The 18,990-nt window shown below is 66.3% G+C and carries 14 protein-coding genes and 1 pseudogene; 4 read left to right on the forward strand and 11 right to left on the reverse strand.

The genetic code is table 11. The annotated features are described in order from the left end of the window. Nucleotides 1–164: 164 nt before the first annotated feature. Nucleotides 165–614, reverse strand: a complete 450-nt coding sequence (locus U5771_RS21260) for an ester cyclase (protein ID WP_322025799.1) — start codon at nucleotides 612–614, stop codon at nucleotides 165–167. Between the two features lie 295 nt (nucleotides 615–909). On the opposite strand from U5771_RS21260, the pseudogene U5771_RS21265 reads away from it, so the two are divergent. Next, nucleotides 910–1,394: pseudogene (locus U5771_RS21265) on the forward strand (L-asparagine permease); the annotation flags it as partial. Nucleotides 1,395–1,490: 96 nt separating this feature from the next. Here the strand turns inward: U5771_RS21265 and U5771_RS21270 are convergent. Both U5771_RS21270 and U5771_RS21275 read right to left on the reverse strand, forming a co-directional pair. Then, a complete protein-coding gene (locus tag U5771_RS21270) occupies nucleotides 1,491–3,575 on the reverse strand; it encodes a lipoxygenase family protein (protein WP_322025800.1) in 2,085 nt (694 codons plus the stop codon). Between the two features lie 467 nt (nucleotides 3,576–4,042). Next, entirely contained in the window at nucleotides 4,043–4,993 is a 951-nt protein-coding gene (locus U5771_RS21275) for a helix-turn-helix domain-containing protein (protein ID WP_322025801.1), read from the reverse strand. 423 nt (nucleotides 4,994–5,416) lie between these two features. On the opposite strand from U5771_RS21275, the gene U5771_RS21280 reads away from it, so the two are divergent. Together U5771_RS21280 and U5771_RS21285 are read left to right on the forward strand one after the other, a co-directional pair. After that, entirely contained in the window at nucleotides 5,417–7,015 is a 1,599-nt protein-coding gene (locus U5771_RS21280) for a GMC family oxidoreductase (RefSeq protein WP_322025802.1), read from the forward strand. 41 nt (nucleotides 7,016–7,056) lie between these two features. After that, nucleotides 7,057–8,544 carry an NAD-dependent phenylacetaldehyde dehydrogenase gene (locus U5771_RS21285; protein ID WP_322025803.1) on the forward strand — a complete coding sequence of 496 codons (1,488 nt, stop codon included), beginning with the start codon at nucleotides 7,057–7,059 and terminating at the stop codon, nucleotides 8,542–8,544. Nucleotides 8,545–8,613: 69 nt separating this feature from the next. On the opposite strand, the gene U5771_RS21290 is transcribed toward U5771_RS21285, so the two are convergent. From U5771_RS21290 to U5771_RS21310, 5 genes are all read right to left on the reverse strand, one after another. Next, nucleotides 8,614–9,705 carry a porin gene (locus U5771_RS21290; RefSeq protein WP_322025804.1) on the reverse strand — a complete coding sequence of 364 codons (1,092 nt, stop codon included), beginning with the start codon at nucleotides 9,703–9,705 and terminating at the stop codon, nucleotides 8,614–8,616. Nucleotides 9,706–9,883: 178 nt separating this feature from the next. Next, a complete protein-coding gene (locus tag U5771_RS21295) occupies nucleotides 9,884–10,606 on the reverse strand; it encodes an SDR family NAD(P)-dependent oxidoreductase (RefSeq protein ID WP_322025805.1) in 723 nt (240 codons plus the stop codon). Then, nucleotides 10,584–11,705, reverse strand: a complete 1,122-nt coding sequence (locus tag U5771_RS21300; RefSeq protein ID WP_322025806.1) for a 2,3-butanediol dehydrogenase — start codon at nucleotides 11,703–11,705, stop codon at nucleotides 10,584–10,586. The genes U5771_RS21295 and U5771_RS21300 overlap by 23 nt, the downstream gene beginning before the upstream one ends. A 1-nt stretch (nucleotide 11,706) precedes the next feature. Next, complete coding sequence (locus tag U5771_RS21305) at nucleotides 11,707–13,017, reverse strand: MFS transporter (protein ID WP_322025807.1); 1,311 nt, start codon at nucleotides 13,015–13,017, stop codon at nucleotides 11,707–11,709. A gap of 18 nt (nucleotides 13,018–13,035) precedes the next feature. Then, nucleotides 13,036–13,569: a 2,4'-dihydroxyacetophenone dioxygenase family protein gene (locus U5771_RS21310; RefSeq protein WP_322025808.1), complete on the reverse strand. Its 534-nt coding sequence runs from the start codon at nucleotides 13,567–13,569 to the stop codon at nucleotides 13,036–13,038. Between the two features lie 219 nt (nucleotides 13,570–13,788). Here U5771_RS21310 and U5771_RS21315 point away from each other — a divergent pair, with 219 nt between their 5' ends. Then, nucleotides 13,789–14,751, forward strand: coding sequence for a helix-turn-helix domain-containing protein (locus U5771_RS21315; protein WP_322025809.1), 963 nt, complete (start codon nucleotides 13,789–13,791; stop codon nucleotides 14,749–14,751). A 92-nt stretch (nucleotides 14,752–14,843) separates the two neighbouring features. Here the strand turns inward: U5771_RS21315 and U5771_RS21320 are convergent, their stop codons facing one another. The 3 genes from U5771_RS21320 to U5771_RS21330 all read right to left on the reverse strand — a co-directional run bounded on the left by U5771_RS21320 (nucleotide 14,844) and on the right by U5771_RS21330 (nucleotide 18,907). After that, nucleotides 14,844–16,409 carry a GMC family oxidoreductase gene (locus U5771_RS21320; RefSeq protein ID WP_322025810.1) on the reverse strand — a complete coding sequence of 522 codons (1,566 nt, stop codon included), beginning with the start codon at nucleotides 16,407–16,409 and terminating at the stop codon, nucleotides 14,844–14,846. A gap of 162 nt (nucleotides 16,410–16,571) precedes the next feature. Next, nucleotides 16,572–17,540, reverse strand: coding sequence for a helix-turn-helix domain-containing protein (locus U5771_RS21325; RefSeq protein WP_322025811.1), 969 nt, complete (start codon nucleotides 17,538–17,540; stop codon nucleotides 16,572–16,574). A 419-nt stretch (nucleotides 17,541–17,959) separates the two neighbouring features. Continuing rightward, nucleotides 17,960–18,907 (reverse strand): aldo/keto reductase, encoded by a 948-nt coding sequence (locus tag U5771_RS21330; RefSeq protein ID WP_322025812.1) that lies wholly within the window; start codon nucleotides 18,905–18,907, stop codon nucleotides 17,960–17,962. Nucleotides 18,908–18,990 lie beyond the last annotated feature (83 nt).

Raw genomic sequence — 18,990 nt, forward strand, 5'->3', positions numbered from 1 at the left:
TGCGAACCTACACCGAAAAACGCACTCTGATTCTTGTTGTTGAACGCGGAGGAAAGCCGCTGAATTGGCGCCTTGTGTTAAAAGGCACGGATCGGCCAAAGCAGATCCGTGCTCATGTCTCCGCTACGACGAGTGGTCTGTCGTTGAACGGACCGTACACGCGCTCATGCCTTCTTGATCAACTCGAGTTGCGTGAGCGCCGTCACACCGTCGTCGAGACCGAGTTCCTCGACGATCAGACCGTCCTTCAGGCGAAGAACCGTGGTCCCGGTGAAGTGCATGCGGCGGCCGGTGGCTGCAGGTAGCGAACCGATCAGGAAGTCGCTGAAAGCCTCGCCGGTGTGCGTGCCGCCACCTTCCCACTGACCGACCACGTAGTCGCCTTCGGCGATCAAGTCCGTGACACCCCTGAAATTGAGATCCGGGAAGGCGGCACGGAAGTCGGTCATGAATGCCTTGATGTCTTCGCGACCGCGGCGCGGTTCATGCAGCGAGTACTTCAGCAGCATGTCCGGAGCCGCAATCTCGTCGACGATGCCGAGGTCGCACTTCTGGCCCCAGAAACTCGTGAACCAGCGCCCGACGACTGCCTTGTTATCGTCTTCCTTGGACATTTCCGACTCCTTATTGATTGCAGTTGATGGAGAGACGGAGTTGCTCCGCTCGGAACGAACAATAGCGGTCGATGGTGGGCACTTCTACTCGTTTCTTGCGATGCGATTCAAAGAATTCGCATCGAACTTTCGGCGCGCAATGTCTCGGGATTTGACGGCAAGAAACGGATCGAATGACATCTCCACGATGGCTATCATTCTTTGCGAGACGACGCCTCGCGCACGTGGTGGATATGGCCCGCGCCGGATTGTCGACACGCTGTCGCTGTCGATCGAGCCCGGCCGGACACGATGTTGCTCGGCCCCCGCGTTCCTCGCGCGAATGAGCGCGCAATCCGTGCCGTACGCGGGCATTCTCGTGACGGTTGCGATCTACGTGGTTGGCGTGCTGCTCAATTATCTCGAGCCGTCGAGTGTGCTCGAGATCCGTGCTGAACATCGCGTCGCTCGGCATCGTCGGCACGTGGGGCTTCATCGTCGTGTGCCGGATGAAGTTCCGCGCCGCGGTCCGGCGCGGCGAGGCGAGGCGAGGCGGGTTCAGGATGCTGGGCGCCCCCCGTGACGTCATGGCTGATGCTGCTGTCCCTGCGCGGCGTGCTGGTCCTGATGGCGTTCGACTATCGGAACGGCACGTGGACGATCGCGTCGATCCCGCTGGTCGCGCTGCCGCTCGCGATCGGCTCGAAGTGGCTGAGCGGCCACGCGCACCGCACGTCGCTCAAGCCGGCGATTCCGCCGGTCACGCTTACGCAGAACGTGTTCGAGAAGGGCGACGACTGACGCAACGCGATGTGCGCCACGCCCGCCGCCGCCAACGGCCGGGAAACGGTTCGCGTGACCGGACGAGCATGCGATCCGGCCACGCGACGGTGCCGATCAGATGTTCGTGCTGGGCGGAATCCGGCTGGGCAGCAGGTACGGATACGGCGTCGTCCGAGTGAGGTTGCGATTGGCGATCGTCGTCTCCGCCTGCTGAAGCGCCTGCTGGAATTGCTGCAGCGGGCCGCCGCTCCGTGTGATCCGGGGGTCGGTGATCAGCGGCTGATACGGGAACGTGTTGCTGAGATACTGGCCGAGGCTCCGGTAATAGACGCCGCCAAGCAACTCGTAAATGGCCAGTCGCTCGACTGCCGCAAGCATCGGCGGCAACATCTGGTTCCAGTTGTTCTGGCTCTGTCCGTTAACGCTCGCCGGTGCCGGTGCGGACAGCATCGCCGACAACGCCGGCGCATATGTGCACAGGTCGGGTTGTGAGAAATTGACCGCGGCATGCTGCGCGCTTGCATTGAAGATCACGAGCGTCAGCACGTCCGCCAGTTGTGATTTCGACGTGATCGGAACGAATCCCTTCACGTGCCCGTTGTTCGCGACGTCGCTGACCCACGCGGCCAATTCGTAGTCGTTGGTCACGTCGCTATCCGACGAGTAGTACACGTTCACGTAGCTGGCGGTCCATGCGGCGATCGCATTCCAGATCAGCAGGCCGTCGTCGCGATACGGATAGTTGGGCAGGTGGGTAGGATTGTCGACCTTGCGATTCGCCAGGTCAGTCGGCAACATGTGCTGATAGAAGTCGAACGCCAGGCGGTCGTTCGCCACACCCTGCTCGATAGTGGGCATCGGCGCCGCGAACAGCGTATTGATGAAACCGAGGGGAACGGGCGGCATCAGGATGAGCGACGCACCTTCGTTGATGAAGAGCGTCCCCTCGAAATGCGGCGCAAGCAACACGTAGAGCGGATGGGTCTTCGCCAGATTGCGGTTGGTCGCCATCGCGAAGACCTCGCTCACATAGTGCGTGCGCGACAGGTGGACGAACATCTCGTGATAGTTCTCCTCCGCGCCCTGGACCACCGTCTTGGCCTCTTGCCAGGCCCAGTACGCCGATGCACTGCTCGGGGGCGAGGGCAGGAAGATCGGATAGGCGGACGGATCCTGACCGCACTGGATCGCAACAGGCGTCAGGTCGGTGCCGCCCTTCGGAATCGCGAACAGCGCGATCGGCGCATACGAGTAGCCGGTTCCGGTCAGCAGCTTCGACACCGGGCCGGACGTGGCGATCTGCCCGAGCGCCGCGTAATCGAGCAGGTACAGGCGGTTTTCGAGCGCCGCGGTGGCAAGGTCGTCGGTGGCGCCCATCACCTGCTGGTATTGCGCGTTCGTCAACGGGAACTTGGCCGGCAGGCTCGAGATGCCCTGGATCAGCACGGGGTTCTGACCGCCGACGCGCAGGTAGGCGAACATGCTGTCCTGGTGAAACGTGCTCGCGATCGGCGGCAACGGAATCGTTGCGAACAACGCCTGGTAGTTCGCTTCCGTGCGATTGCTGTCCTGCCCCGCGAAGATCGAATCGAGTTGCGGAATGATCGTCTGGATCAGGCTGTTGATCGTCTTCAGGACGCCGAGCAGGGTGGTCTGGAGCGTCAGGATTTGGGCTGGCGCCGTCGGACTACCCGGATTGGCGACCAGCGCGTTATAGGACGATTGCGACGACGCGACGGTCGCACCGATCGAATTCAGCTGACTTTGCCAGAGCGCCGCGGCTGTTCCCGGTGCGGCGGCCAGGAAGTTCGCCAGGATCTTGACCAGCACGCCGGCCGTCAGCAGAAGCCACTCCACCGTCGGCAAATCCGCAGCCGTGACGGTGGCCGCCATCGGGATGTTCGCGGAATTCAGAAAGCTTTCCGTCCACACGTAGTTCAGCTTTTGCGCCTGGGTGTACGCAGCCCGGGCGAGTTGTCCCGCCAGCGTGTCCTTTTGCGGCAGCAACGGTACCGGCGCGCCAGCCGCCGCGACGATGCCTGTCTGACTGGCCGCTTCGCTCGGCGTGGTGGCCACGCCGTTGATGACCGACTCCAGCCAGCCGCTAAGGCCGGTCAGAAGCCCCGCCTTGGCGGCCAACGGAACGGCGGCGACGCCGGTCACGATCGCCGACGTCTTGAGCATATCCCTGCGTTTCATTCTTTTGATTCCTTGATATAGGACGAGCTATCCGGGATTCGATCAATCTGACGGATAGTACGGACTCCATAATTGTTAATTTAAAATGACAATTTCGCCCCGGCCTTGCTTTATATGAAGAATATGAAATGTGAATTACGATGTGGAGATTTATAATTGAACTTATTAAGTGGTGGCAGTTGTCAATTTTTCTTGATTCGCCGGAATATTGTTGTCATAAGTTTTTCGGCGCGACAACAAGATTTTTCTTTCTTTCTGTAAAGAAAGATTTATAAATCAATATCGATTAATCGCGCTGTATTCAGCGGTGATTGCAAACGAATGGTGGCGATGGCGCCGTATTGGCGATTGCTGCGCGCTGGTTGGGGAACTCGCGGACTATGCGTCATTAACGACGATATCGGATGGTGACGGAATAATTATGAGATGAGGAAGATAATCCGCTGCTGGAACACGTCTCCATGCTTTTACGCGGACGGCATGTTTCGCTGCATGACGCGATACACCCCCGGACTACACCCGAACCGCGCCTTGAACGCACGCCCGAAATGCGTGACGTCGGAAAACCCGCAAGCGATCGCGAGTTCCAGCAGCGTGCGATTGGTATCCGCCGGATCTTCCAGCGCGCGCCGGCTCGCCTGCAGCCGGTATTCCTGGATCAGGCTCTGCGGTGTCCGCTCGGTTGCGGCCAGCGCGCTGTACAGCGTGCGCCGCGACACGTTCAGCGCGCTCGCCAGCTTGTCCGGCGACAGGTCGGGATCGCTGTAGTGATGCGACAGATAGATTTCCGCATTCATCCTGAGCGTCGCGCTGCGCGCATCGGCGCCGGTCAGCGAATCGCTCGCCTCGCGGCGGATCACCGAATCGAGCAGCATCAGCGTCGACTGCTCGAAGCCGAACAGGCTTTCCGGATCGTTCGGCACCTGCCCGTCCATCAGGTAATGGATCGATTGAAGGGCCAGTTGCGCATTGCCGACGGTTCGACGCACCTGCACGCCCGCGCGCTCCACGAACCAGCGCCACATCGTGCCGCTTCTCGGCGGCGTCAGCGCGGCGACGAAGCGCGACGCGTTCGCCGATTCGATCATGTACGGCTGCGTCGCATCGTAGATCACCCATTCGCCGGGATGGACGGTCGACGTCGCGTTGCGCTGCGTGACGCGGCTTTGTCCGGCGATCTGGAACAGGATCTTGTAGCAGTCGCTGTCGGCGCGCGACGCGAGCGAGCGGTCGCGATCGACGCGGATCGCGGTGGTGTCGACGTCCGCCATCCGCAGGCCGCCGACCGTGGCAACCCGCACGGACATCCGGAACTGCGGGCCGGTGTCGTGAAAGACCAGCGGCAGGAAGCTGTCCGCGATCAGCTCGCGCAGATTCGCGCTGCTGTTGCTGGCGTCGACGACGAGTTCGTGTGCCATTGCCGGAAGAGGGAGAGGGCCGGGGAACGCGTCAAGGTTAATGCAAACGGCCGCGACGCGCGTTCAGACTCGCCGCCATTGTCGGGAGGACGGCCCCGCGGCGTCAATCGTGGTTTTTCCATGTTCTCCCGGGTTGCCGCCGCGCCGCATCGATCTGCACGCTGAAGCCAAAAGTGTGCACGCAACGCCGATTGGCGCAGGCGGCGCGTCCCTAGAATCGAAAAGCGGTCGGCAAGCTGTCCTGTCGAATCGGGCATGCGCTCACACGCTGCCCGTCGGCGCGTCGAACCGCGCGGGCTGGCTCGCGCCATGAAAAACCACCACCGATTTTCAAGGAGACCTGCCGAAGGCCGGGCGACGGACGCATGCGGCGGCAGCGCGCGCCGGCGAACGTGGCGCGGACGACAGCGGGCGCATACCAGGATGTCCGATAGAACTTTCGACTACATCGTCATTGGCGCCGGCTCGGCGGGCTGCACGATCGCGACCCGTCTCGTCGAGCGCCGCAAGGGCACCGTGCTGCTGCTGGAGGCGGGCGGCCACGACAAGGATCTGTTCATCCACATGCCGGGCGGGCTGGCGAAGGCCATTCCGCGCTACACGTGGCCGTATGCTGCCGAGCCGTCGGACGACGTGAAGGGCCGCTCGATCGCGGTGCCGCAGGGGCGCGTGCTGGGCGGCTCCAGCTCCGTCAACGGGATGCTGTACGTGCGCGGGCACCGCAACGACTACGACCGCTGGGCGAACGAGTTCGGCTGCAAGGGCTGGGGCGCGGACGAGATGCTGCGCTACTTCGCGAAGGCGGAGAACAACGAATCGCTGACGACGCCCTATCACGGCAACGGCGGGCATCTGCAGGTCACCGAGATCCGCTACCGCCATCCGCTGTCGCAGGCGTTCGTGCGGGCGGGCCAGCAGATGGGGCTCGACTACCTGGTCGACTACAACGGCGAGCGGCAGGAAGGCGTCGGGTTCTATCAGGCGACGATCTTCAACGGCGAGCGTGGCTCCACGGCGGCGACCTACCTGAAGTCGATCCGGAACCGTCCGGAATTCAGCCTCGAAGTCGATGCGCTGGTCGAGCGCGTGGAAATCGAGGGCGGCCGCGCGACCGGCGTCACGTATCGGCAGGGCAATCGTCGCGTGACCGCGCGCGCCCGTGCGGAAATCATCGTGTCGGCCGGTGCGATCGGCTCGCCGAAGATCCTGCAGCTGTCCGGCATCGGGCCGCACAAGGTGCTCGAGGACGCCGGCGTGCAGGTCAGGCACGTGCTGCCGGTGGGCGAGAACTTCCACGACCACCTGCACATGTCGGTCAATGCGACGATCCGGACGCCGGTGTCGCTCTACGGCCAGGACAAGGGATGGCGCGCGCTGAAGCACGGCATCCAGTGGACGTGGTTCCGCTCGGGCATCCTGACTTCGCCGGTGCTCGAAGGGTTCGCATTCGTCGATACCTGCCGGCAGGGGCAGCCGGACGTCCAGTTCCACTTCCTGCCGACGATCGATTCGTTCGACGATCCGATCGGCGTGACGGCGGGGCGCACGCACGGCATCACGATCAAGACCGGCCACCTGCAACCGCATTCGCGCGGCCGCGTGGCGATCCGCTCGTCGAATCCGAACGAGCTGCCGCGCATCGACGGCCGTTATCTGGCCGATCGCCGCGACGTCGACGGTCAGATCCGGGCCGCGAAGCTCGCGCTGAAGATCCTGCGCCAGCCGGCGCTCGCGGACCACGTCGACGAGATCTTCTCGCCGGATTGCCCGCCCGACGACGACGCGGGGATCGAGGACTGGGTGCGCGGCGCGGCGAAGACGGTCTATCACCCGGTCGGCACGTGCCGCATGGGCACGGATGCGGCATCGTCCGTCGTCGATCCGCAACTGCGCGTGCACGGCATCGCGGGGCTGCGCGTGGCCGACAGCTCGGCGATGCCGAGCATCCCGAGCGGCAACACGAATGCGCCGACCATCGCGCTCGCCGAAAAGGCGGCCGACCTGATCGCCGATGCGGGCTGATCGGGTCTTTCACATTCAATTGGATTTCCGGAGGAATACAGATGGCACTGGTTCGAATGCTGGACGAAGTGAAGGCGTTTCTCGCGCGCGAGCACGGTCATTACATCGACGGCCGCGCGGTGGCCGGCCGCGGCGAACGGATCGACGTGCGCGATCCGTCGACGCGCGCGGTGATCGGCTCCGTCGCGCAAGCGACCGACGACGATGTCGAAGCCGCGATCGCGTCGTCGCATCGCGCGTTCCGCGGCGAGTGGGCCAACCTGACACCGGCCGATCGCGAGCGCATCCTGCTGCGCTTCGCCGACCTGATCGACGCACACGGCGAAGAGATCGCGCAGATCGAAACCGCGCAGTCGGGCAAGCTGATCGGGCTGTCGCGCGTGATCGAGGTCGGCTGGTCGGCCCGTTGGCTGCGCTATTACGCGGGCTGGGCCACGAAGATCGCGGGCGAAACGCTCGCCCCGTCGTTTCCGAGCATGAACGGCGAGCGCTACACGTCGTTCACGCTGCGCGAGCCGCTGGGCGTCGTGTTCGGGATCATTCCGTGGAATTTCCCGGTGATGATCCCGGTGTGGAAATTCGGCGCGGCGCTCGCGACCGGCAACACGGTGCTCATCAAGTCGTCGGAGTTCACGCCGCTCACGATGCTGCGGATCGCCGAACTGGCGACGGAAGCCGGCTTGCCGCCCGGCACGCTCAACGTGATCAACGGCACCGGTCAGGTCGGCGCGAAGGTGATCCAAGATCCGCGCGTGGCGAAGGTGTCGTTCACGGGTTCGGTGCCGACCGGCCGCATCATCGGCGAGGAAGCCGTCAATGCGAACTTCACGCGCTTCACGCTCGAGCTGGGCGGCAAGAATGCGGCGGCGTTCCTGCCGGATACGCCGGTCGACAAGATCCTCGACGGCATCGTCGAAGCCGGATTCCTGCATAGCGGGCAGGTGTGCGCGTCGGCGGAACGCTTCTTCGTGCATCGTTCGACGTTCGACGAGGTGGTCGAAAAGATGAAGGCGCGCCTGGACAGCTTCCAGCCGGCCGACCCGATGGACGACGCGGGGATGATCGGCCCCGTCTGCAACGAGCCGCAGTTCCGCAAGTGCCTCGACACATTCGAGCTGGCGCGCACGGAGGGCGACACGATCGTCACCGGCGGCGGCGCGTATGCGCGCGACGGCTTCTACGTGAAGCCGACGATCGTGCTGCCGCGGTCGCTGGAATCGGCTTCGTACCGCAAGGAGGTCTTCGGGCCGGTTGGCGCGTTCGTGCCGTTCGACGACGAAGAAGAGTTGCTCGCGATGATGAACGACACGCCGTTCGGGCTGACCGCGAGCCTGTGGACGAACGATCTCTCGAAAGCGCTGCGCTACGTGCCGCGGATCGAAGCCGGCACCGTGTGGGTGAACATGCACACGCTGGTCGACCCGGCCGTTCCGTTCGGCGGCGCGAAGGGCTCCGGTATCGGCCGCGAGTACGGCTCGTCGTTCATCGACGCCTATACCGAGCCGAAATCGGTGACCATTCGCTTCTGACGGAACAGCGCCACGTCAAACCCGCCCGGCATGAACCGGGCGGGTGTTGCGGTCCAGGGCTCCGGCGTTTCAGAACCGCGTGCTGAACCCGATCCGCGCGACCGACTGCAGCGCGCCGCTCGACGCGCCGTTGGCGTCCATCACGCCGTTGATCTGCGCGTTGCTGCCGTGGCTCGCGCGCTGATGCACACCCGCGACGTACACCATCGTGCGTTTCGACAGCCAGTACTGGACGGCGGCCAGGAACTGGTGCGCATGCGCGTTGTCGAGCGTGTCGTTGCCCTTCATGTACGTGTAGCTCGCCCCGATCACCCAGACCGGCGACGGATGCCACGCGGCGCCGGCTTCCGCCGACCACGCGCCCGCGCCGTTCCACGCGTTGTGCACGGTCGTGAAGAGCGCCTTCGCCGTGACCGTGCCGAGCGTGTAGTGCGCGCCGGCGCCCCAGTTGCGCACGGTGGTGGCCGGCAGCCCGCCCGCCGCGCCGTACTTCTGGTTCGTGTAGGCGGCGCCCGCGCCGAACGGGCCGTTGTCGTAGCTCGCGCCGACGCTGACGGTGTTGTTCGCGCCGACCGACCCGGCGACATTGCCGAAGCCGTACAGCGCGCCGAACGTCAGGCCCGAGTACGACGCGCTCGTGTACTTCACGGAATTCGCGACGCGGTTGCTGCCCGCGACGCGATCCCAGTCGAACGCGCCGGTCGGGTTGTTCGGCAGCGCGAGCTTGTCGAACGGCCCGTTGCGAAAGCCGTACAGCCCGACGAGATCCTGCGCGATCTCGTTGCCGCTCGCGGCCAGCGCGTCGACCATGAACTCGTACTGGTTGCCGAGCGTCAGCGTGCCGTAGCGGTCGTTCTGCAGCCCCACATAGGCCGTGCGCGCGAACAGCCCGCCGCCGATCATCGAGCCGTTCGCGAGCGAGAACTGATTGACGAGCCGGAAGATCGCGCGCGTGCCGGCGCCGAGATCCTCCTTGCCCTCGAAGCCGAGCAGGTTCGGGAAGAATATGTTGTCGTCGAATTTCGCATTGCCGTGGCCGCCTTCGTTGCTGACATAGCTGAGGCCGGCATCCAGCAGCCCGAACATCGTCACGCTGCTTTGCGCGAACGACACGGCCGGAATCGTGCAGGCCGCGAGGGCCAGCAGGGTCTTTTTCGTCATCTCCAATGTGCTCCTCACATGCTTCCGGTCATGCCGGAATATTTTTGATTGGACTACTGATTGATATGAAGGTAATGAATCGTGAAACTGCCGATTCGGTCGTGCCCGGAACGAAATCGCGGCGGGAACGCGGGCACCGGCGCGCGACGCATGCGCCGATGCCCGCGTGCGCCGGGCGCTAGACCGTCGAATACCCGCCGTCCACCGGCACGATCGCGCCGGTGACGAACGATGCGGCGGGCGAGCACAGGAACAGGATCACTTCCGCGACCTCGTCGGCCGTGCCCCAGCGCGCGAGCGGCGTGCGGTCGAGAATCCGCCGCGACGCCTGCGTGTCGGCCATCAACCCGCTGCTGAGCGGCGTGTCGATCCAGCCGGGCGCCACCGCGTTCACGCGGATGCCGCGCTCGGCCCACGCCTGCGCGAGCGAGCGCGTCAGCTGCGCGATGCCGCCCTTGCTTGCGCTGTACGCGGGGCGGTCCTTGCTGCCGAAGTACGTGTACATCGACGCGACGTTGACGATGCTGCCGCCGTTCGCCGACAACGCCGGCAGCGCGGCGTCGGACGCCCGCATCACCGACGTCAGGTTCACGTTCAGCACGCGTTCGAACTGATCGATCCGGTATTCGTCCGCGTGCCGGCTGATGCCGACGCCGTTGACGAGCACGTCGACGCGCGGCAGCGCGCGGATCCGGCGCGTCAGTGCTTCGCCATCGGTCACGTCGAGCTCCACGCAGCGGATGCCGGGGTGTGCCGGCGCATGCGGACCGGCGGCATCGAGCCCGAGCGCGACGACCGACGCGCCCGCTTCCGCGAAACGCCATGCGGTGCGCGCGCCGATGCCCGACGTGCCGCCCGTCACGACGACGGTCTTGCCGTCAAACGACCAGGGGCGGTTCATGTTCGATACTCCCGACGGTGTGAAGAGGGCGCGCATGCCGGCGCGATGGCGCAACCAGGATCTTGATCTGCGCGCGATCGGCGAGCAGCGCATCGAAGCCGTCGGCGACGGCGTCCTCGAGCGAGACGGTGCGCGTGACGATCGACGTGAGATCGAGCGCGCCCGACCCGATCAGCCGCAGCAGGTCTTCGTACACGTGCCGGTAGCCGACGCTCGCCGTGAAGGTCAGCTCGTCGTTGACCGCGCGGAACGCATCGAAACCCGCATGCGGCATCAGGCCGACCATCACGAGGCGGCCGCCCTTGCGCAGCCCCTGCATCGCGGTCTCGAACGTGGCCGGCAGGCCGGCCGCCTCGAAGCTCACGTCGACGCCGAGCCCGCCCGCCGCTTCGCGGATCGCATCGCGCAGCACCGGCGCGTCGAGCGAGCGTGCATCGAACGCGTGCGTCGCGCCGAAGCGCGCGGCCGCGGCGAGCCGCTCGGGCGACACGTCGACCGCGACGATGGTCGTCGCACCCTGCAGCTTCGCGAGCAGGATCAGCAGCAGGCCGATCGGCCCGAGCCCGAACACTGCGCAGGTGTCGCCGAGCCGCAGCTCGCCGCGCCGCAGCGCGTGCAGCGCGACCGCGGCCGGCTCCATCACCGCGGCCTGTTCGAGACTGACGTCGTCGGGCAGCCGGTGCAGCATGTAGGCCGGCACGACCGCGAAGTCGGCCATCCCGCCGTCGCCCATCAGGCCGGCGAAACCCATCGACACGCACAGGTTGTACGACCCCGCGCGGCAGTATGCGCACTGGTGGCAGTGATACTCGGGCTCGACCGCGACACGGTCGCCCGGCATCAGCGTCGTGACGCCCGCGCCAACTTCGACGACGGTGCCGCAGAACTCATGACCGAGTGTGAGCGGTGCGGTGCGGCCGGACAGCGGATGCGGCGTGTCGACGGGAATCGCGTGCGGGCCGTCCGCGTATTCGTGCAGGTCGCTGCCGCAGATGCCGCAATACGCGACCGCGATGCGAACCTCGCCGGGCCCGGCGCGCGGCGTGTCGAGATCGACCAGGCGGATGTCGCGCGGGCCGTGCCATTGAAGTGCACGCATGTCAGCGTCCTCCGAAGTTTTGCGTATCGAGACGGGGGGCGGCATCGGCGAGCGCGCGCTTGCGCAGCACGGCGGGCGCGGTTTCGACGAGACCGAACGACAGCACGCACGCGAGGATCGCGCCGGCGGCCGACGTCCACATCGCGAACTGCAGGCCGTACTTGTCGGCGGCGAAACCGGCGACGGTCGGCGCGACGAAGCCGCCGATCAGCTCGCCCGCGCCCATGATCAGGCCGAGCGCGCTGGCAATCGCGCGGGGCGGCACCGTTTCGGCCGGGATGGTCGCCATGAACAGGGTGAAACAGCCGAGGCCGGTATACGTGACGAATACGAGCGCGCCGAGCGCCCAGAGCGTGTTGACGTGGATCATCACGATCGGGCAGACGGCGGCGATCAGCGCGAACACGATCATGGTCGGCTTGCGGCCGATCCGGTCGGAGATCGCCGGCACCGCGAAGCCCCAGAACACCCACGCGGCGCCGAGGCAGGTCATCACGACGCCCATGTCGGCCGGGGACAGATGGCGGCTCTCGACGAGGAAGACCGGCGCGAACGAGATGATCACGATGAACCACGTGAGGAAGAAGCAGCTGATCAGCACGCAGAGCAGGATGTTGCGCTCCTTCAGCAGCGCCCAGCGGTTGATTGCGGTGCCGCCAGCCGTCTGCGTACCGTGCGTGGCCGCGCCTTCGGCCTGTGCGTGCCGTGCACCGCCGGGCGGCACCTCGCGCACCCAGCGCCAGATGCAGAACGCGATCAGGAAGCCCGGAATGCACGACACGTAGAACGCCTCGCGCCAGCCGTAGGCGGTCGCGATGCCGATCACGACCGGCGGGCCGATCATCGCGCCCAGCAGGCCGGCGGCCGAGCCCTGCAGCAGGCCCATGTTCAGACCGCGGCGGCTCGGCGTCGAACTCTCGACCATCAGCGATTGCGACAGCGGCAGCACGGGCCCTTCGGCGATGCCCATCAGCGCGCGGAACGCGATCAGGCTCGCGAAGCCGCCGACGAGCCCCGACAGCGCCGAGCACACGGAAAAGCCGAGCACGGCCGCGATCAACAGCGGCTTGCGCGTGCCGCGCGCATCGGACCACGCGCCGGTCGCGGCGCCCGACAGCGCCCACGTGAGCGCGAGCGCGGACGACACCATGCCGAGCTGCGTATTCGACAGGTGCAGTTCGGCCGACATGAACGGGAACAGGAACGACAGCGCGAGGCGGTCGAAGAACACGAAGCCGAACGTCATGAACAGGATCAGCAGCAGCCTGTTCTCATACGTCCATGCCGGTTTGGGGGAGGAGTGGGATGTCATGGGCGGCCTCGTCGCGCGTCAGCGGAACAGCTTCTCGATCGCTTGTGCGCCGAGGCCGACCTTCTCGTAATGCGCCTTGCACATCGCAATGTAAGAATGCACGTCGAAGTAGCCGTCGGGGTTGCCTTCGTCGTCGAGCCAGATCAGCGGGCCCTTGACGATGAAGAACGCGCGCATCGGTTCCGGGTGATCGAACGCGACGAGCGTGTGGCCTTCGCCGGGCGTTTCATACACGAAATCGCCGCGCGTCGCGGTCCATTCGTGCTCCAGGTATCCCCACTTGCCCGACAGCGTGTAAGCGAAGACTTCGTGCGGGTGGTAGTGCCGGTTCACGAGCCCCGCTTCCTTCGCCGTCAGGATGTCGCACCATTTGTTCTGCGACGGCGAGATCCACAGCGGCCGCGACGAAACCGTTTCGGTGAACGGAACGTAATAGCGCTCGTCCTCGGTGGCCGCGTTCGGGATATAGGCTTCCGGCAGCGCATCGGGCTTGAACGGATTGGCAATCGGTGCGATGTTTTGCCAGAATTCGGATACGGCTTGGTCGACCACGGTCTGTCTCCTTGTTGGTGGGTGTCGTGGGGTCGACTTTAGCCAGCCGGTGCGCGGCGCTCTTGACTGGGCTGGACGAAATGCTTGATCGGGCCGGACATCGCGGGCCGGACATCGCGGGCCGGACATCGCGGGCCGGCCATCGCGCCGCAACAACAACCAGACGCACCATCCCCCAATCCGTGCCGCTCCGCACGACAGGCGCCCCCAGGAGGCGACGTGACGAATTCGACCGTTCTTTCATGCACGCGCGGCTCGACGGCCGACGTGCCGGCGCGCGACCGGATGGCGTACTGGGATGCGTTCAACGCCGCGACGCTGGTCGGCCTGCGCTGCTCGTCGCTGTCGCCGGCGGGGCTCGAGGTCGAGAAGACCGATCTCGCGCTGCCCGGGCTCGGTGTCGCGGACATCAGCGGCCGCGATCACGTGATCGAGCGCAGCCCCGCGCTGGTGCGTCAGATGCCGAAGGAGTCGCTGTTTGCGTGCCAGATCCTGAGCGGTCGCGCGTATTTCATCCAGCGCGACCGCTGCCTGCTCGCGGAGGCCGGCGACGTCGTCGTGTACGACACGCGCGTGCCCTACCTGTTCGGATTCCTGACGCCGATGCGGCAACTGCTGATCGACATTCCGGTTACGACCTTCGACGACCGCTTTGACGCAGCGCTGGCGGCGCTGCCGCTGCGGATCGCACCGAAACCGGGCGCGGGCGCGATGCTTGGCGCGACACTGCGCGCGAGCGTCGCGCGGTTCATGAAGGATCCGGTCGAAGACGACGCCGCGCGCTTCGTCGAACACACGCGCACGCTGGTCGCGGAGCTCATCGACGCGGAAGTGAACGGCGTGGGCGCATCGCGCGCATCGCTGTCGTACCTGCTGACCGCGAAGCAATACATCGCGACCCATCTCGGCGATCCGGAACTCGTGCCGCAGGCGGTCGCCGATGCGGTCGGGCTGTCGTTGCGGCACCTGGGCCGGCTCTTCGCGGCCGAAGGCGAGTCGATCACGCAGCACATCTGGTCCGAGCGGCTGTCGCACGCGCATCGCGAGCTGACGGATGCGCGGCTGCGCAAGACGAGCATCGGCGAGATCGCGTTTCGCTGGGGGTTCTCGAGCCAGGCGCACTTCAGCCGGGCGATTCGCGAGCGCTACGGCGCGTCGCCGATGGCGCTGCGCAGCGCGTGATGCTGAAGCGGCGAAATTGATGTCATGGCGGCGCGTGATTCACGCGCCGCTTTCGTTTTCATTGCGCTTTCATCGCTTCGCGAAGCGCCGCGTCATGCCGTGAGCATGAATTCCGCGCAGCGCTCCGCGATCATGATCGTCGGCGCGTTGGTGTTGCCCGACACGATGCGCGGCATCACCGACGCGTCGCAGATCCGCAATCCGTCGATGCCCTGCACCGCGAGACACGGCGTCACGACCGCGCTCGCGTCGTTGCCCATCCGGCAGGTGCCGGCCGGGTGATAGACGGTTTTCGCGCGGCGCCGCACGTAGTCGGCCAGTGCGTCGTCGGTCAGCGTCTCGGCTTCGCGGACGATGCGGGCGAGCGACGGCGCGCGGAGGATCTTCCGGGCGAGCGCGACGCCGCGCACGAGGCCGTCGACGTCCGCCGGATCCGACAGCGCGCCGCTGTCGAACCGGATCGGCACGGCAGGATCGTTGCCGCGCAGCTGCACGGAGCCGCGCGAACGCGGCCGCAGCAGGCACGGATTGATCGACAGGCCGTGGCCCGGCAGCGGTTCGCGATCGACGTCGCCGACGAGCGTCGGCAGCACGTGGAACTGGATGTCGGGGCGGCCGCTGCCCGTCGTATCGACGAATGCGCCGGATTCGACGACGTTCGACGTCAGCAGGCCCGTGCGGGTCAGCATCCATTGCAGTCCGTGCCGCAACGCCTTCATCCCGCGATCCTCGCCGAACAGGCTGATTGGCGCATGGCTGTAGCCGTAGATCGAGACTTCGAGATGGTCCTGGTAATTCGCGCCGACTTCCGGGCTGTCGTGCAGCACGTCGATGCCGTGCGCGCGCAGATGCGCGCCCGGCCCGATGCCCGACAGCATCAGCAGTTTCGGCGTACTGAGCGCGCCGGCCGCCAGCACGACGCCGGCGCGCGCGGCCGCCGAGCCGGTCGCACCGTTTTCCATCCGCCATTCGACGCCGGTCGCGCGCCGGCCGTCGAAACGCACGCGCGTCACGCGGCTGCCGGTCAGCACGCGCAGGTTCGGGTGGCCGAGCGCGTCGGCGAGATAGGTCGCGGCGGTGCTGCCGCGCTGCCCGTCGAAAATCGTCGTGTGATAGAAGCCGACACCGTGCTGCGCGGCGCCGTTGAAATCGTCGTTGTACGCGATACCGGTTTCCTGCGCGGCCTTCACGAACGCGAGGCTCAGCGGATGCCGGAAGCGCGTGTCGCCGACCTTCAATGGCCCGTCGGTGCCGTGGAACGGCTCGGACAGCCGCAGGTGCGACTCGGCGCGCTTGAACGCCGGCAGCACGTCGTCCCAGCGCCAGCCCGGGCAGCCGAGCGCGGCCCATTCGTCGTAGTCGGCGCGCGTGCCGCGCACGTACAGCATCGCGTTGACCGAACTGCCGCCGCCGAGCGTGCGGCCCTGCGGCACGTAGGTCTTGCGTCCCGCCGCGCCGGCTTGCGGCTCGCTTTCGAACGTGACCGTGCGCTGCGTGCCGAGCACGCGGATGAACGTCGCCGGAATCCGGATGAACAGGCTGTCGTCCTTCGGGCCGTCCTCGAGCAGCAGCACGCGCCTGCCGGCCTTCACCAGTCGATGGGCCAGCGTGCAGCCGGCCGAACCGCCGCCGACGACGATATGGTCGTACGTCTCCATCCCGCTTTGTCTCCTTGCTGTCGGGCGGCGGAACGAGCACCGCCGCGCAAGAAGCCAGCTTAGCGACGGGTATGCGGCCCCATTTGCCCCGGACGGACGCCGTGCTTGCCTCGCATGGACACGGCGGCGAGGGGCGAGCGGGGGGGGCGACGCGCGGTGCAGCTAGCGCACGTCGGCCGGCACGCGTGTGTCGCTCGGCGTCTCGCCGAAGCGTGCGCGATAGCTGCGGCTGAAGTGTGCGCTGTTGTTGAAGCCCCAGCGGAACGCGATTTCGCTGACCGTCAGGTGCTTCAGCGACCGGTCGCGCAGGTCGGCGCGGCAGCGTTCGAGGCGCCGCGCGAGGATGTAGCGCGTGAGCGGCATCCCTTCGATTTCGAATATGCGTGCGAGCTGGCGCGGCGACAGGTTGATCGCGCGGCTGACCGACCGGGTGTCGAGATCGTCGTCGGCGAGATGGGTGTCGATGAACGCCTTCGCGCGCGACAGCGTGTGGACGGTCGACTTGGTCGGCGATGCATCGCCGTCGCGCAGCCGCAGCATCGACTGCATCAGGTCGAGCATCGCGGCGGCGCGCCGCTCGCGCGCGTCGGGGGTCGATTCATGCGGTTCGGCGAGCAGCGCGTAGAGCTGCCGCACGGCCCACGACGTGACGCCGTCGCCGCGGTCGATCTTGACGACGCTGCGATAGCGCCACGGCCCGACGCGCGCCGCGAAGACGTCGCGCGGCACGTCGAGCACGGTCATCGCCATGTTCGCGGGAAAGCCGTGGCCGTACGGCATCGACGTGTCGTACAGCACGATGTCGCCGGGCGCATGCTGGATGCATTCGACGTCCTGGAACGTATAGCCCTGCCCTTCGTGCATCAGGCAGACGAACACGGCGTCGCGGTGATCCGCGTGGATGTTGTGCGGCGTGCGGACGACCGCGTGCCGGTTCGCGACGATGTCGCACACGCCGAGCAGCCCGAGGTCGCGCTTGCGCAGCGACGCGTCGATGCCTTCGGACGATTTGCCGCTGCATTCGATGCGCACGAGCGAGCGGGCGACATGGTCGACCCAGAAGTCGACGCGTTCGTCGCCGCGTACGGCGCGCGTCGAGATCGACACGATTCCCGTGCTGATGTCCGGCATGACGTTCTCCCAATGACCGCCCGAGCGGCGCAGTCTCGGGCACGTCGGCGGGTGCGGTCAATTGGTGAAAGACCCGGGGCGGGCCCGGGACGCGCTGGCAGCGGCGGGTTGCGGCGGGATGTCCGTGTGAGTCAACGAATATGGCCGTGGCAGGCAAAACGTGGGTGCGGATCCGGGCTATGTTTTTCGGTTCGGCGTGAACCTCGTGTCTCCCGATCTGATTCGTTCTACTGATGTAGATCCGGACGTCGACGGCTCGTCTCGTTGATGTCGAGCGATCGTCGATCTGTTCGCGGCGTTCGGATTCCGCGTTGCCGGCGCGGCGGCGGCATGCGTGCATGCATGCCGAACGTGACACGGGCCGGCGGCCGGAACCGCGAGGCGCCGCGATTCATGCCGCCGGCCCGCCGGAGACGCAATCAGACCGCGCTGGCCGCGTCGATCTTGCGGATATCTTCATCGTCGAGCCGCACGCGGATCGCTTCGCCGAGCAGCGCGAGCTGCGCGAGCGACGTCGCGCTCGCGATCGGCGCGGTGATCGTCGGCCGCGCGATCTGCCATGCGAGCGCGATCGCGGCCGGTTGCGTGCCGTGCTTCGCCGACACGTCGTCGAGCGCCGCGAGAATGCGCAGGCCGCGCGCATCGAGATAGCCGGCGACGCGATCGCCGCGCACGCTCTTCTTCAGGTCGGCCTCGCTGCGGTACTTGCCCGACAGGAAGCCGCTCGCGAGCGCGTAGTAGTTGACGACGCCGAGCTTCAGGTCGCGCACGACCGGCTCGAGATCGCGCTCGTATTCGGCGCGGTCGATCAGGTTGTATTCGGGCTGGATCACCTGGTACGCGGGCAGGCCGTCGCGCTGGCTGATGTCGGCCGCTTCGCGCAGGCGTGCACCGCTGTAGTTCGATGCGCCGATGATGCGCACCTTGCCCGCGTCGATCAGCGTCTGGTAGGCTGCGAGCGTTTCTTCGAGCGGGGCCGTGGCGGCGAGGTCGCGGTGCGAGAAATACAGGTCGATGTAGTCGGTCTGCAGGCGGCGCAGCGAATCGTCGGCGGCCTTCAGGATGTTGTCCTTCGTCAGGCCGGCGCGCGCCTCGAGCAGGCCGACCTTGGTCGCGATCACGACCTGGTCGCGCTTGCCGGAACGCTTGAGCCACTTGCCGATGATCGTTTCCGATTCGCCGCCGCGGTTGCCGGGCGCCCAGGCCGAATAGACGTCGGCCGTGTCGATGAAGTTGATGCCGGTGTCGGCGAGTGCGTCGAGCAGTGCAAACGATGCGTTCTCGTCGACGGTCCAGCCGAAGACGTTGCCGCCGAACGCGAGCGGGGAGACCTGGAGGTCCGACGTGCCGAGGGTGCGTAGTGCCATGTTGCTCTCCGGATTCTGAAGGGTGACAGGATGGAACGACAGGATTGGCCGGGATGAATGCGACGGGACGGCGGTTGGGTGAC

This window comes from Burkholderia sp. BCC1977 (assembly GCF_905339595.1).
Classification (GTDB): Bacteria; Pseudomonadota; Gammaproteobacteria; order Burkholderiales; family Burkholderiaceae; genus Burkholderia.

Coding starts and splice junctions, on each gene's coding strand:
- U5771_RS21260 (WP_322025799.1), bottom strand. CDS start 614: ATGTCCAAGGAAGACGATAACAAGGCAGTCGTCGGGCGCTGGTTCACG.
- U5771_RS21270 (WP_322025800.1), bottom strand. CDS start 3,575: ATGAAACGCAGGGATATGCTCAAGACGTCGGCGATCGTGACCGGCGTC.
- U5771_RS21275 (WP_322025801.1), bottom strand. CDS start 4,993: ATGGCACACGAACTCGTCGTCGACGCCAGCAACAGCAGCGCGAATCTG.
- U5771_RS21280 (WP_322025802.1), top strand. CDS start 5,417: ATGTCCGATAGAACTTTCGACTACATCGTCATTGGCGCCGGCTCGGCG.
- U5771_RS21285 (WP_322025803.1), top strand. CDS start 7,057: ATGGCACTGGTTCGAATGCTGGACGAAGTGAAGGCGTTTCTCGCGCGC.
- U5771_RS21290 (WP_322025804.1), bottom strand. CDS start 9,705: ATGACGAAAAAGACCCTGCTGGCCCTCGCGGCCTGCACGATTCCGGCC.
- U5771_RS21295 (WP_322025805.1), bottom strand. CDS start 10,606: ATGAACCGCCCCTGGTCGTTTGACGGCAAGACCGTCGTCGTGACGGGC.
- U5771_RS21300 (WP_322025806.1), bottom strand. CDS start 11,705: ATGCGTGCACTTCAATGGCACGGCCCGCGCGACATCCGCCTGGTCGAT.
- U5771_RS21305 (WP_322025807.1), bottom strand. CDS start 13,017: ATGACATCCCACTCCTCCCCCAAACCGGCATGGACGTATGAGAACAGG.
- U5771_RS21320 (WP_322025810.1), bottom strand. CDS start 16,409: ATGGAGACGTACGACCATATCGTCGTCGGCGGCGGTTCGGCCGGCTGC.
- U5771_RS21325 (WP_322025811.1), bottom strand. CDS start 17,540: ATGCCGGACATCAGCACGGGAATCGTGTCGATCTCGACGCGCGCCGTA.
- U5771_RS21330 (WP_322025812.1), bottom strand. CDS start 18,907: ATGGCACTACGCACCCTCGGCACGTCGGACCTCCAGGTCTCCCCGCTC.